The organism is Citrobacter sp. MGH106 (assembly GCF_001037495.1).
GTDB classification, from domain to species: Bacteria; Pseudomonadota; Gammaproteobacteria; order Enterobacterales; family Enterobacteriaceae; genus Citrobacter; species Citrobacter murliniae.
Genome location: NZ_KQ089822.1, coordinates 1,107,691 through 1,121,002, shown reverse-complemented (window position 1 = coordinate 1,121,002; position 13,312 = coordinate 1,107,691). Strand labels below are relative to the sequence as shown.

General features: G+C 52.4%; 12 protein-coding genes. 2 read left to right on the top strand and 10 right to left on the bottom strand.

Annotated elements, in window-relative coordinates:
* Positions 1–182 precede the first annotated feature (182 nt).
* Complete coding sequence (gene fabB / locus SK36_RS05250; RefSeq protein WP_045445705.1) at positions 183–1,403, bottom strand: beta-ketoacyl-ACP synthase I; 1,221 nt, start codon at positions 1,401–1,403, stop codon at positions 183–185.
* Positions 1,404–1,562: 159 nt separating this feature from the next.
* Between fabB and mnmC the strand changes: the two genes are divergently transcribed.
* Entirely contained in the window at positions 1,563–3,566 is a 2,004-nt protein-coding gene (gene mnmC, locus SK36_RS05245; RefSeq protein WP_048220972.1) for a bifunctional tRNA (5-methylaminomethyl-2-thiouridine)(34)-methyltransferase MnmC2/FAD-dependent 5-carboxymethylaminomethyl-2-thiouridine(34) oxidoreductase MnmC1, read from the top strand.
* Positions 3,567–3,626: 60 nt separating this feature from the next.
* Here mnmC and SK36_RS05240 read toward each other — a convergent pair whose 3' ends face one another.
* The 6 genes from SK36_RS05240 to prmB are packed head-to-tail and all read right to left on the bottom strand — an operon-like array spanning position 3,627 to position 8,179.
* The gene (locus SK36_RS05240; RefSeq protein ID WP_045445709.1) at positions 3,627–3,905 is read right to left on the bottom strand and encodes a YfcL family protein; all 279 of its coding nucleotides are present in this window, start codon (positions 3,903–3,905) and stop codon (positions 3,627–3,629) included.
* A 32-nt stretch (positions 3,906–3,937) separates the two neighbouring features.
* The gene (locus SK36_RS05235; protein WP_045445711.1) at positions 3,938–4,486 is read right to left on the bottom strand and encodes an elongation factor P hydroxylase; all 549 of its coding nucleotides are present in this window, start codon (positions 4,484–4,486) and stop codon (positions 3,938–3,940) included.
* Positions 4,486–5,295, bottom strand: coding sequence for a sulfite exporter TauE/SafE family protein (locus SK36_RS05230; protein WP_045445713.1), 810 nt, complete (start codon positions 5,293–5,295; stop codon positions 4,486–4,488). Before SK36_RS05230 ends, SK36_RS05235 begins: the two co-directional genes overlap by 1 nt.
* Positions 5,295–6,119 carry a penicillin-insensitive murein endopeptidase gene (gene mepA / locus SK36_RS05225; protein WP_048220971.1) on the bottom strand — a complete coding sequence of 275 codons (825 nt, stop codon included), beginning with the start codon at positions 6,117–6,119 and terminating at the stop codon, positions 5,295–5,297. The genes SK36_RS05230 and mepA overlap by 1 nt, the downstream gene beginning before the upstream one ends.
* Positions 6,120–6,122: 3 nt before the next feature.
* The gene (gene aroC / locus SK36_RS05220; protein ID WP_045445717.1) at positions 6,123–7,208 is read right to left on the bottom strand and encodes a chorismate synthase; all 1,086 of its coding nucleotides are present in this window, start codon (positions 7,206–7,208) and stop codon (positions 6,123–6,125) included.
* A gap of 38 nt (positions 7,209–7,246) precedes the next feature.
* Positions 7,247–8,179 (bottom strand): 50S ribosomal protein L3 N(5)-glutamine methyltransferase, encoded by a 933-nt coding sequence (gene prmB, locus SK36_RS05215; protein ID WP_048220969.1) that lies wholly within the window; start codon positions 8,177–8,179, stop codon positions 7,247–7,249.
* A 166-nt stretch (positions 8,180–8,345) separates the two neighbouring features.
* On the opposite strand from prmB, the gene smrB reads away from it, so the two are divergent.
* On the top strand, positions 8,346–8,897 hold the full coding sequence (gene smrB, locus SK36_RS05210; RefSeq protein ID WP_045445721.1) for an endonuclease SmrB: 552 nt from the start codon (positions 8,346–8,348) through the stop codon (positions 8,895–8,897).
* Positions 8,898–8,993: 96 nt separating this feature from the next.
* Here smrB and sixA read toward each other — a convergent pair whose 3' ends face one another.
* The 3 genes from sixA to fadI all read right to left on the bottom strand — a co-directional run bounded on the left by sixA (position 8,994) and on the right by fadI (position 13,145).
* Positions 8,994–9,479 carry a phosphohistidine phosphatase SixA gene (sixA, locus tag SK36_RS05205; RefSeq protein WP_045445723.1) on the bottom strand — a complete coding sequence of 162 codons (486 nt, stop codon included), beginning with the start codon at positions 9,477–9,479 and terminating at the stop codon, positions 8,994–8,996.
* A 208-nt stretch (positions 9,480–9,687) separates the two neighbouring features.
* Positions 9,688–11,835, bottom strand: coding sequence for a fatty acid oxidation complex subunit alpha FadJ (gene fadJ / locus SK36_RS05200; RefSeq protein ID WP_048220968.1), 2,148 nt, complete (start codon positions 11,833–11,835; stop codon positions 9,688–9,690).
* Positions 11,835–13,145: an acetyl-CoA C-acyltransferase FadI gene (gene fadI / locus SK36_RS05195; protein ID WP_048220967.1), complete on the bottom strand. Its 1,311-nt coding sequence runs from the start codon at positions 13,143–13,145 to the stop codon at positions 11,835–11,837. Before fadI ends, fadJ begins: the two co-directional genes overlap by 1 nt.
* Positions 13,146–13,312 lie beyond the last annotated feature (167 nt).

Genomic DNA, 13,312 nt, shown 5'->3' with positions numbered 1-13,312 from the left:
TCAGGATTAAGGTGCGTTGGATAACGTTAAACGCTTACGCATTATCATGAGGATAATGTTGAGCGGGGAGTCTGCCTGTAAATTGCCCCCATTGTCAACGCCATAAAAAAGGGAGCCTGTTGGCTCCCTTTTAACCCGATCAGCGAAACGCCATCAGGCAATGACTGGTATTAGTACCAGACTTACGCTTTCAGCTTACGCATCACCAGCGTGGCGTTAGTCCCGCCAAAGCCGAAGCTGTTGGACATAACGGTAGTCAGTTCTTGCTCAGTCGGCTTGGTCACGATGTTCAGACCAGCAGCTTGTTCGTCCAGCTCTTCAATGTTGATGCTTGGCGCGATAAAGCCATGTTCCAGCATCAGCAGAGAGTAAATAGCTTCCTGCACACCCGCAGCACCCAGAGAGTGACCGGTCATTGCTTTGGTTGCAGAGATTGCCGGGCTGTGATCGCCGAACACTTCACGGATTGCACCCAGCTCTTTCACGTCGCCTACCGGTGTAGAAGTACCGTGTGAGTTCAGGTAGTCGATTGGTGTATCAACGCCGTGCATCGCCATCTGCATGCAGCGCACTGCGCCTTCACCTGACGGAGCAACCATGTCTGCGCCATCAGAAGTTGCGCCGTAACCGACGATTTCCGCGTAGATGTGTGCGCCACGAGCCAGAGCGTGTTCCAGCTCTTCGACAACAACCATACCGCCGCCGCCTGCGATAACGAAACCATCGCGGCTTGCATCATAAGTACGGGACGCTTTGTCCGGAGAGTCGTTGTATTTGGTAGACAGCGCGCCCATTGCGTCGAATTCGCACGCCATTTCCCAGCACAGCTCTTCGCCGCCGCCAGCAAAAACGATGTCCTGCTTGCCCAATTGAATTTGTTCAACAGCGTTGCCGATACAATGTGCAGACGTCGCACAGGCAGAGCTGATGGAGTAGTTTACGCCGTGGATTTTGAACGGTGTTGCGAGGCAGGCAGAAACGCCGGATGCCATCGCTTTAGTCACCACATACGGACCAACGGCTTTCAGACCACGCGGGCTACGCATTGCGTCAGCGCCGAAGACCTGAAAACGCGGGGAGCCGCCGCCAGAACCTGCAATCAGGCCAACGCGCGGGTTGTTCTGGTAAACTTCTGCAGAGAGGCCAGCATCAGCAACTGCCTGCTCCATAGAAAGGAATGCATAGATGGATGCGTCGCTCATAAAGCGCACAACTTTGCGGTCAATGAGGCCAGTGGTATCCAGTTTTACGTTGCCCCAAACGTGGCTACGCATGCCGGAGTCCTTCAGCTCCTGAGAGAAAGTGATCCCTGAACGTCCTTCACGCAGAGATGCCAGGACTTCCTGCTGGTTATTACCGATGCTGGAAACGATGCCCAAGCCAGTAATCACTGCACGTTTCATTCAATACCTCTGTAGTTCGCACTATTTTAAAGTTTCGAGTGGCACAATAGCGTACACTTGTACGCCGAACAAGTCCGATCAGCCATTTAATGTGGAAATTTGCGCAGTCAGGCACTCATCGTTAAGATCGGGACACAGCCTGCCAGACGAGTAACTTACGTGAAACAATACGCTATACAACCTGCCGACCTCGAATTCAACGCTGAGGGTACACCTGTTTCCCGAGATTTTGACGATGTCTATTTTTCTAACGATAACGGGCTGGAAGAAACTCGTTATGTTTTTCTCGGCGGTAATCATCTCGCAGAACGATTTCCCACTCATTCACGGCAATTATTTGTAGTAGCAGAAAGTGGTTTTGGTACCGGACTTAACTTCCTGACGCTATGGCAGGCATTCGCCACTTTTCGCGACGCACATCCTGACGCTATCCTGGAAAGGTTACATTTCATCAGTTTTGAAAAATTTCCTCTGACGCGTGAAGATCTGGCCTTAGCCCATCAACACTGGCCTGAACTCGCACCATGGGCAACAGCGTTACAGGAGCAGTGGCCACTACCACTGGCGGGTTGCCATCGGCTGCTTCTTGATGAGGGGCGAATTACGTTGGATCTCTGGTTTGGCGATATTAACGAACTCATCAATACACTGGATGAATCTTTGAATCAGCAGGTCGATGCCTGGTTTCTGGATGGGTTCGCGCCGGCAAAAAACCCTGATATGTGGACGCCAACGCTGTTTAACGCAATGGCCAGACTGGCTCGCCCTGGCGGCACGCTGGCGACCTTTACCTCCGCTGGTTTTGTACGTCGTGGGTTGCAGGAAGCAGGTTTCAGCATGCGTAAATGCAAAGGTTTCGGTCGCAAACGCGAAATGTTATGTGGGGTTATGGAGCAAAATATCGCCCCCCTTTCCCCGGCGCCGTGGTTTGCACGCGCAGGTACGAAAAAACGTGAAACGGCTATTATTGGCGGAGGTATTGCCAGCGCCTTGCTGTCGCTGGCCCTGTTGCGTCGCGGCTGGCAAGTGACGCTCTATTGTGCTGACGACAAACCAGCACAAGGCGCTTCTGGCAATCGTCAGGGGGCGCTCTATCCTTTGCTCAATAAACATGATGCGGCTATTAATCTTTTTTTCCCTGCTGCCTTTACCTTCGCACGACGTCTGTATGACGCGCTACCCGTAGATTTCGCACACGACTGGTGCGGGGTGACTCAGTTAGCCTGGGATGAGAAAAGCCAACAGAAAATCACCCAAATGCTGTCACTTGACTTACCCGACGCACTCGCGGTCGCGGTTGATGCAAAACAGATCCTGCAAACGGTGGGCGTGGATACCGAATGTGATGGCATTCAGTATCCTGCCGGAGGATGGCTGTGTCCTGCGCAGTTAACTGCTGCTGTGCTGGACTATGCCACAACGCTGGGATTACGCACGCACTACCAGCACGATCTGGTTTCACTGTCGCATCAGGCTGATAGCTGGCAGTTGCAGTTCGCTACTGGCGAAACCGCTACGCACGAAGCGGTGGTGCTGGCAAATGGCCACCGCATTAACCGCTTTAATCAGACGCAGCCGTTACCGGTTTATTCCGTTGGCGGTCAGGTGAGCCATATTCCTACCTCGCCTTCACTCTCTGCTCTGCGTCAGGTGCTGTGCTACGACGGCTATCTCACACCGCAAAATCCGGTGAATCAGCATCATTGTATCGGGGCGAGCTATCATCGCGGTTGTGAAGAGACGGTTTATCGCGAGGACGATCAGCAACAAAATCGCCAGCGTTTAATCAACTGTTTGCCAAATGCCGGATGGGTGCAAGAGGTGGATATCAGTGACAATGCCGCCCGCTGTGGCGTTCGCTGCGCCACACGCGATCACTTACCGATGGTCGGCAATGTACCGGACTATCACGCTACGCTCAGTCAGTACGCACATCTTGCAGAAGACAAAGAGACTGCTGCGAGTGCGCCAGTTTACCCTGACTTATTTATGCTGGGCGCACTGGGTTCGCGAGGACTGTGTACCGCCCCGCTGTGCGCAGAAATCCTTGCGGCGCAAATGAGTCATGAACCTATCCCGATGGATGCAGGAACTCTGGCTGCGTTAAATCCGAATCGTTTATGGGTGAGAAAATTATTGAAGGGAAAAGCAATAAAGTCATGAGGTAATGATTGTGCCGGATAAGACACTCCTGCGTCAGCATCCGGCACAATCCACCGTAAATTATTTTACTGTGGCCTTCTGGAACAGAGCATCCCACATCTCTTTCACTAGCGCCTGGTCACGAGGCGAGAGTTCGCCAGCACCGATAGCTTTTTCCAGGCTGCTGGTGACATTGGCGTACAATGCCTCAGCGGAATGGTCCTCGCCACCGTCCAGTTCAGCAACGGCCAGCGTCAGGTGCCCACGCAAATACCCACTGGCAAAAAGCTCATCATCGCTGGCGTGCTCTACCATATCGTCGATTAATGCCAGAATGCGTGATTCAAACTCCGCGATCATCTTCTTTCCTCATTGTAAACGTGGCATCGGCTTCAGTTGAGCGCTTCGGGCCACGGGAATTGTTCCGCCTTAAGTTCAGGCGTGTGATAATAATTTTGTAACGCTTTAATGAAGCGCGCCGGACGTTCGGGGATCCCCTTTTCCAGATACTCCATCACCTGGGCATGAACACGACGCTGGAATACCACGCGATCCGGCTCAAAGTCCCCTTCCAGGTTGTCGCAACTGACGTTAAACGGATACCCCGCCGCCATGCAAAACAACCAGTCAAATGCCTGTGGCTTCACTTCTACATCTTCAAACTGACACTGTGTTTTCGCATCCCGCCCGTCCGGGCAGTACCAGTAACCAAAATCAACCAGCTCACGACGCGCTTTTCCAGCAATACACCAGTGTGAAATTTCGTGTAACGCGCTGGCGTAAAAACCATGGGCGAAAACAATACGGTGATACGGTAATTCCGCATCAGCTGGAAGATAGATGGGTTCATCGTCGCCTTTAATCAGACGGGTATTAAATTCATCGGCAAAGCAGCCGTTAAAAATATCAATTAACTGTTGGTAGTGATGGGTATTGTTCATTAGTTCATCCCCAGCCAGTGGAGAATCTCCTGTCCATGATTATCGTAAATTAGCTTGGCACTCATCACTGCAGAGACAATGACGATCATTGGTCGAATGAGCTTCTGTCCCTTACTAAGCACCAGTCGAGATCCCATCCGCGCACCAAGAAACTGGCCGATAAGCATCACAAAACCGGTCGCCCAAATCACTTTGCCGCCAAGGGCGAACAGTAACAGCCCACCGAGATTAGAGGTGGCATTGAGTACTTTGGCATGCGCCGTTGACTTCGCCAGGTTGTAGCCACACAGCATGACGAAGGACAGTGCGTAAAACGACCCGGCTGCCGGCCCAAAGAAGCCATCATAAAAACCGACACAGCCCCCGGCAACCAGTGCAAACGGCAAGCCATAAAGCCGACGCTGCCGGTCTTCTTCGCCCAGTTTAGGCATCATGAGAAAGTAGAGGCCAATACAGAGCACCAGAACCGGCAGGATTTGGCGCAAGATGTCCGACTGCATATGCTGAACCAGTAACGCGCCGCTCATTGAACCGATAAAGGTCATGGCGATATTGAGCTTCTGCTCCGCCAGATTGACCACGCCACGACGAATAAAATAGAGAGATGCGGAGATCGATCCCCCACAGGCCTGAAGCTTATTAGTTGCCAGCGCTTGTGCCGGCGGCATGCCTGCCGCCATTAACGCAGGGATAGTGAGTAAGCCACCGCCCCCCGCCAGCGAGTCAATAAATCCAGCCAGAATTGCCACAAAAAACAGTACGCCCAACAGCAGCGGAGACACCATAAACAGATCGGCGAAAATATCCATTAGAGTACATGCTCGTCCAATAGCGCCTGGCAGGAAGGCGGCAACGGAGGCGGTGTCTTCTTCTCAGGCTTTGTTGTTCCAGGTTTAGGAGGTTCGAACCAGCTTTGCAGCTCCGCGCCACAGCCATCACCTGGTGGAGGTAAAGGTTGGTCTTCGCACTCAAGACTGTCGGCAGGGCAACGTAACCGCACATGCATATGAGCACGATGCTGGAACCACGGTCGCACTTTACGCAACCAGTCCCGGTCAGTTCCCGCATCCAGACAAAGTTGCTGTTTAATCGCCGGATTCACGAAAATACGCGTTACATCATTATCTTTTGCAGCCAGCCTGATCAGGCTGAAAATCTCCGGCTTCCACAGTGACGATACAACACGTTTACCGTCCTGAGAGACCAGATCCAGCGCCTGTGGTCGCAGCAGTTGCGACTGCGTCCAGCGCGTTTTTGGCAGTTGCAGGAAAATATCGACATCCAGTCCTGTCTGGTGACTGGCGTGCCCACCATTGAAACGTCCGCCAGCAGGCATTCCCATATCACCAATTAACACCGTGCCCAGCTCCAGATTATTGGCCTGGGTACTCAGACGCTGAATAAACCTCACCAGATCAGGATGACCGAAATAGCGCCGTTGATCGGTGCGCATCACCTGATAATGTTCTGATTGCACGGGCAGTGTATCTGCCCCGACAATGCAACCATTCGAGAAAGCACCGATCGACTGTGCGCTACCCGCAACCGGGTGGGTAATTTTCTGCCAGGGCATCGCCGCCAGACAGGCGGAGCTGGCGAACAGAGCCAGTGCCGCAAGTGCCGTTTTTTTCATGTCTTACCAGCGTGGAATGTCAGTCTTCACATCCGCATTTTGCGCCCGCTGACGCAGCAGGTGATCCATCAGTACAATCGCCAACATCGCTTCTGCGATCGGCACTGCGCGGATCCCAACGCACGGATCGTGACGTCCTTTGGTTACCATTTCGACTTCTTCGCCAAATCGGTTAATAGTGCGCCCAGGAACGGTAATACTGGAAGTCGGTTTCAGCGCCATATGTGCAACAATTTGTTGCCCGCTGCTGATCCCCCCCAGGATGCCACCAGCATGGTTGCTCTGGAAACCTTCTTTGGTGATTTCATCACGGTTCTGACTACCACGCAGTGCGACAACGTCAAAACCATCGCCAATCTCCACGCCTTTTACCGCGTTAATGCTCATCAGCGCATGAGCGATGTCTGCATCCAGGCGGTCAAAAACAGGTTCACCGAGGCCCGCTGGCACACCACTGGCGACAACAGTCACTTTTGCCCCGATGGAATCACCCTCTTTTTTAAGCGCGCGCATCAGTTCATCCAGCGCTTCAATTTTATCCGGATCGGGGCAAAAGAACGGGTTAAGTTCCACCTGAGACCAGTCTTTAATCTCCAGGGGAATATCGCCCATCTGGGTCAGACAGCCGCGAATTTCGACACCAAATTTTTCCGCCAGGTATTTTTTGGCTATAGCCCCGGCCGCCACGCGCATCGCCGTTTCGCGAGCGGATGAACGCCCGCCGCCACGGTAATCACGCAAACCGTATTTCTGCTCGTAGGTATAGTCAGCATGACCCGGACGGAAAACATCTTTAATCGCGCCGTAGTCCTGCGAACGCTGATCGGTATTTTCAATCAACAAACCGATGCTGGTCCCGGTGGTTACGCCTTCGAACACGCCAGAGAGGATTTTCACCTGATCCGGCTCACGGCGCTGGGTCGTGTAACGCGAAGTTCCTGGACGGCGTCTGTCGAGATCGTGCTGCAGATCGGCTTCGGTCAGAGAAATACCAGGCGGAACACCATCAACAATACAACCGAGCGCCAGCCCGTGTGATTCGCCGAAGGTCGTTACGCGAAAGAGTTGTCCAATTGTGTTTCCTGCCATCACGGCTCCGTTATGAATGTTGTGTTTGTGCGCGTGTATTAATCTTTATAGATGCTGAAGTGTTCGCGAGCGGCAATCAGCTGCTCTTTAGTCAGCATAAATACGCCGTCACCACCGTTGTCGAATTCCAGCCAGGTAAACGGTACATCCGGGTATTGTTCCATCAGATGTACCATGCTGTTTCCGACTTCACAAATCAGAATACCGTTATCCGACAGGTAGTCTTGGGCGTTACCCAGAATGCGACGGGTAAGTTTCAGCCCATCACTACCGGATGCCAGACCCAGCTCCGGCTCGTGACGATATTCGTTAGGCAGATCGGACATATCTTCTGCGTCGACATACGGTGGGTTGGTCACAATCAGGTCATACTGGACTTTCAACAGGTCGCGGAACAGATCGGAACGGATCGGCGTGACGTGATGGATCAAGCCATGCTCTTCAATATTGTGTTCAGTGACTGCCAGCGCATCAGTGGAAATGTCCACCGCATCCACTTCAGCTTCCGGGAAGGCATACGCACAGGCGATAGCAATACAACCACTGCCGGTACACATATCCAGAATATGCTGCGGCTGTTCGCTGATAAGACCGGCAAAGCGATTGTTGATAAGCTCGCCAATCGGTGAGCGAGGGACCAACACGCGTTCATCGACATAGAATTCATGTCCACAGAACCAGGCTTTGTTGGTCAGGTAAGCAACCGGGATACGTTCGTTGACGCGACGAATAACACGCTCAACAATACGGTGGCGCTCGCTGGAAGTCAGACGCGCAGTACGCATATCTTCAGGAATATCCAGCGGCAGGTAAAGAGACGGCAGCACCAGCTGTACCGCCTCATCCCATGGATTATCCGTGCCATGGCCATACCAGATATTCGCCGCGCTAAAACGGCTGACCGCCCAGCGCAACATGTCCTGAATGGTATGCAGTTCACTCACTGCTTCATCAACGAAAATTTTATCCACGTATTCCTCCAGGGCATGCTCGCATTAAATTCGGCGGCTAGTTTGCCACGAAGACGGCGATAAATCAGCATTCACACAGAGCCTGAGCGTTAAAATTGCGTTTTAAGCGATCGGATGCCTGTCGAGTCGGGTTAAACTAACGAAAAATAAAAGATGAGACTCTCGAATGAAAAAGAAAACATCGCTTAGCGAGGAGGATCAGGCGCTGTTTCGCCAGCTGATGACCGGCACTCGCCAAATAAAGCAGGACACTATAGTCCATCGGCCACAACGTAAAAAAAATACCGAAGTTCCGGTCAAGAGACTGCTGCAGGAACAGGCTGATGCCAGCCACTATTTCTCTGATGAGTTTCAACCGCTGCTGAATACGGACGGTCCGGTGAGGTACCTGCGTGCCGATGTCAGCCATTTTGAGCTGAAGAAAATGCGCCGTGGCGATTACTCCCCGGAGCTGTTTTTAGATTTACACGGACTGACGCAGCAGCAGGCTAAGCAGGAGTTAGGCGCGCTTATTGCCGCCTGTCGTCGTGAACATGTGTTTTGCGCCTGCGTAATGCACGGTCACGGCAAGCACATTCTTAAGCAGCAAACGCCACTATGGCTGGCGCAACACCCGCATGTAATGGCCTTCCATCAGGCGCCAAAAGAGTATGGCGGTGATGCCGCACTACTGGTACTGATTGAAGTGGAAGAGTGGTTGCCGCCAGAACTTCCCTGACCAACAGAAACAGAAAGAGCCGCATCTGCGGCTCTTTTTATTTTTCCAGATGGCGACTTCGCCTTATGCGGCTTACGACACCTGACACGACTTCGGTTAAATCGCTTTTGCCATTTTCAAATTACACGGGCTCATTTGCCAGTTGAAAATGCCTTTACCGCTCTCATCAAGCGTTACGCTGGCAATCGCAGATGTGGTAAACATCGGCGGTGTTTCACCAGGGCAAAGCTCAGACACGAGGTATCCCACTAAAGGCAAGTGAGAGATCACCAGCGCCGTTGCGATACCTTCGTTGGCCAGTGCCTGCAAATAGGCGCTGACCAGACCGACATCGCCACAGGGAGTCAGCTCCGGCAAAACATCCACACTAGCTGGCAGGTTCATACACTCCCCTACCACATCCAGCGTCTGTTCGGCTCGTAGAAACGGGCTCACCAGAACACGTTCGATATCCACTTTTTGACCTTTCAGCCAGTTCGCCATCAGGCGAGATTCGTCACAACCACAGGAGGTTAAGGGACGAACCGAATCACTGGCGGCATCGAGGGCCGCGTCGCCGTGACGCATGATAAAAACTTGCATATTGCACCGCTTTTGTTAACCAGAATCACCAACACGTTGACGCAAAGCCCCTATTGGCCGTCGCAACTATGTGGTGGCCGGCATTGTGCCTTATCCATTCACTGAATGAAACGCTGTTTTTTACCTCAACGGCGTAAGTATAGTCAATCTTTGTTTACATTTTGAGCACGACCCATACATTCAGTGCGGATTCATCCTACCTTTGACCTCAAGTATTCAGGTCAGTTTCCCCATACTTCCAGAAACCTTCACCACGTTCCGACATCTGCAATAACTGCTCACACGGTGTAAACCGGGAGCCATATTGCGTAGCCAACCGTTGCAGAGTTGCAACCACTTCACCCGCCCCGAGAGAGTCCATATACCGGAACGGGCCGCCGAGGAATGGCGGGAATCCAATACCAAATACAGCGCCGATGTCACCATCACGCGCACTGCGGATAATCCCCTCACCGAAACAGCGCGCTGCCTCATTGAGCATTAACATGACGCATCGCTCTGCAATTTGCGAGGCGGTATGTCGACTCTGCCCCTGCGCACCAATAAGCTCATAAATGGCAGGGTCAACCTGTTTTTTGCTTTTACGCCCTTTCGCACCATAAAGATAGAAACCTCTACCATTTTTTCTACCTTTGCGATCGTCATTCAAAATTGAAGCGACAACATTTGCAGGTGCGCTAAAACGTTCACCGTAAGCGGCTTCCAGCACTGGTATAATTTTAGTGCCTGTATCTATTCCGACCTCATCCAAAAGTTGGATTGGTCCTACCGGGAAACCAAATTTCACCAGCGCGGCGTCAATATTATCGACACGCTCACCTTCGGTCAGCATACGAATCGCTTCGTTGATATAAGGCGCTAAAATACGGTTAACGTAAAACCCGGCCTTGTCTTGAACCACAATCGGCGTTTTGCCCTGTTTTTTCGCTAATTTAACGGTCGTGGCAATCGTCTGCTCAGAGGTCGTGGCATGCGGAATGACCTCCACCAGCGGCATTTTTTCCACCGGGCTGAAGAAGTGCAAGCCAATAACCTGCTCCGGCCTGGCGGCATTTGCAGCAATGTCGCCAATCGGTAAAGATGAAGTGTTAGAGGCAAAAATAGTATGAGGGGCACAATTCTTCTCAACTTCTTCCACCATCTGTTGTTTTAACAACAGATCTTCAAACACGGCCTCAATAACAACATCGCGATGAGCAAAACCGTGAAAATCGGTTGAACCCGAAATCAGCGCCAACTGTTTGTCACGTTCACCCGCTTTGATATGCCGGCGGCGAACTTTTGTATCAAGTTGATCCCAGCTGTACTTCAGGGCGTGATTGATTCCTTTAGTATTGATATCTTTAATGCGCACTGGCAAACCGCCCTTACAGGCTGTCACGTACGCAATACCACCGCCCATCAGACCGCCTCCCAGGATCCCAACACTGTTCAACGAGCCGGGCCGGGCATCGCTACCAGGATCTTTTTTCACTTCAGTGTTAGCAAAAAAGATATTACGCAATGCCTGTGACTGCGACGTCATCGCCAGCTCACCAAACGCACGGGCTTCAGCGTCGTACCCACTACTGCTCCCCTGAGCCAAGCCAATTTCTATTACCTCGAGGATTCGATCCGTCGCGGGGTAGTTGCCTGACGTTTTTTGCGCCGTTTTTTTACTTACCATACGAAACAGCAGCGTCCGACCCAACGGCCCAGCTAAAATTCGTTCGCGCACAGGCAAGTTTCGGTGCGCCAGACTGTCCTTTTTAGCCCGTTCAACGGCCGCTTCAAGCAGAATAGTTTGCGGCACGACTTCATCCACTAACCCAACTTTCAACGCCTGTTTTGCACGTAACTGTTTACCCGTCAGGATCATGTCCAGCGCGGTGCTTACGCCAATCAGACGTGGTAATCGCTGCGTACCGCCAGAACCCGGCAGCAAACCCAGTTGAACTTCTGGCAGCCCCAGTACAGTTTTTGCGTCATCAGTACAGATGCGACTGTGGCACGCCAGAGCCATCTCGAGGCCGCCCCCAAGACACGCACCGTGAATGGCGGCGATAACCGGGATCGGCAACGCATTAATTTCCGCCATAATCTGCTGTCCCTGACGGGCCAGTGTTTCAGCTTCCTGCGCACTGCGGCAGTTACCAATCATGTTGATATCCGCCCCGGCGATAAAATTATCGGGTTTCGCTGAAATGAACACGACACCGCGCAGATCTTTGTTTTCGCGAATTTGTTTCAGGATGGCCCTAACCTGAGTAGCAAACTCAGCTTTCAGGGTATTCATTTTTTCTTCGGGCACATCAATGGAGACAACCGCCACGTTATCCAGACGTACATGTAGCGTAAAAGCCGATGTCATTTCCATTATTCTGCCTCCAGAACCATTGCTGCACCCAGACCACCTGCCGCACACGCGGTCACTAAACCAAATCCACCGCCACGACGTCGTAACTCATGGAGGGTTTGGGTGATCATCCGTGCACCGGTGGCTGCAAAGGGGTGCCCGTAAGCAATAGAGCCGCCCAGTACATTAAATTTGCTGTCATCCACTTCACCTGTCGCATGCGATCGACCCAGTACTTCCCGGGCAAAACGTTCACTACCCAGAAGCTGGATATTCGCCAGTGTTTGAGCGGCAAAAGCTTCGTGCATGTCGATAAGCGTCAGGTCGGCCATTGTCAGACCCGCCCGCTCCAGAGCCAGTGGCGTTGACCATGCCGGACCAAGCAGCATGTCCTGCCAGACATCGATGGCAGTGAAGGCAAAACTGCGCAAATAGCCCAGTGGCACCAGACCCAGCTCTTTTGCCCTGGATTCCGTCATCAAAATCACGGCGGCCGCACCGTCAGTCAGCGGCGTACTGTTTGCTGCCGTTACGCTGCCATGTTTTCTGTCAAACGCGGGGCGCAATTTCGCGTAATCCGCCAGTGTAGAGTTACCACGAACGTTGTTATCTTCTGAAATGGGATCTTTAAACGGTGGGACATAGACGGTCATCACTTCCTCCGCCAGCTTACCTTCCGCCCAGGCCTGAGCCGCTCGCTGATGGGAACGATGCGCCAATGCATCCTGCTGCTCACGCGTAATGCCATAGGTCTTTGCCATTTGTTCAGCCGTGTCCCCCATGCGTAAGCCAGTGGAATACTCAGCGACAGCTGGTGGAACCGGCATCAGATCACGCAAACGCAGTCGGGAAAAGAGTTTAAGGCGCTGACCGGTGGTTCGGGCTTTATTGACATCCACCAGCACCCGCGCCAGCTTTTTACTCACACCAACAGGCAAGACTGACGAGGAGTCCGCACCGCCGGCAATTCCCGCACGAATCGTGCCCGCCATCAGACTTTCCGCGACATTCGCCACCGCCTGGAAACTGGTAGCACAAGCTCTGCTTACGCTATAAGCATCCGTATGAACATTCATTCCGGTGCCCAGCACGATTTCCCTGGCAATATTGGGCGCTTCAGGCATTTGTACTACCTGACCAAAAACCAGTTGCTCAATGACATCTGCAGGTATTTCGCTACGTGCCAGCAGCTCACCTACGACCATTTTCCCCAAATCAACGGCGGGAATGCCATGAAACGCAGTCGCCTGACGGGCAAATGGCGTGCGCAGCCCGCTTACAATGGCGATGCGATCGCCCTGACGGGTAACCAGCGGTAAAGCCTGACTCATAACACTCCCCTGTAAAAAATAAAAATAAGTGGTCTGACCTGATCACAGTCTTAACCAATTTTTTACATTTAGCCAAGCGGAGAGAAAAGAAAGTGGGAGCTATGACACAGTGAATAATCACTGGTTGTTACGAAAATGCCCTTGTCTGGAGGTGACAAGGGCATTTG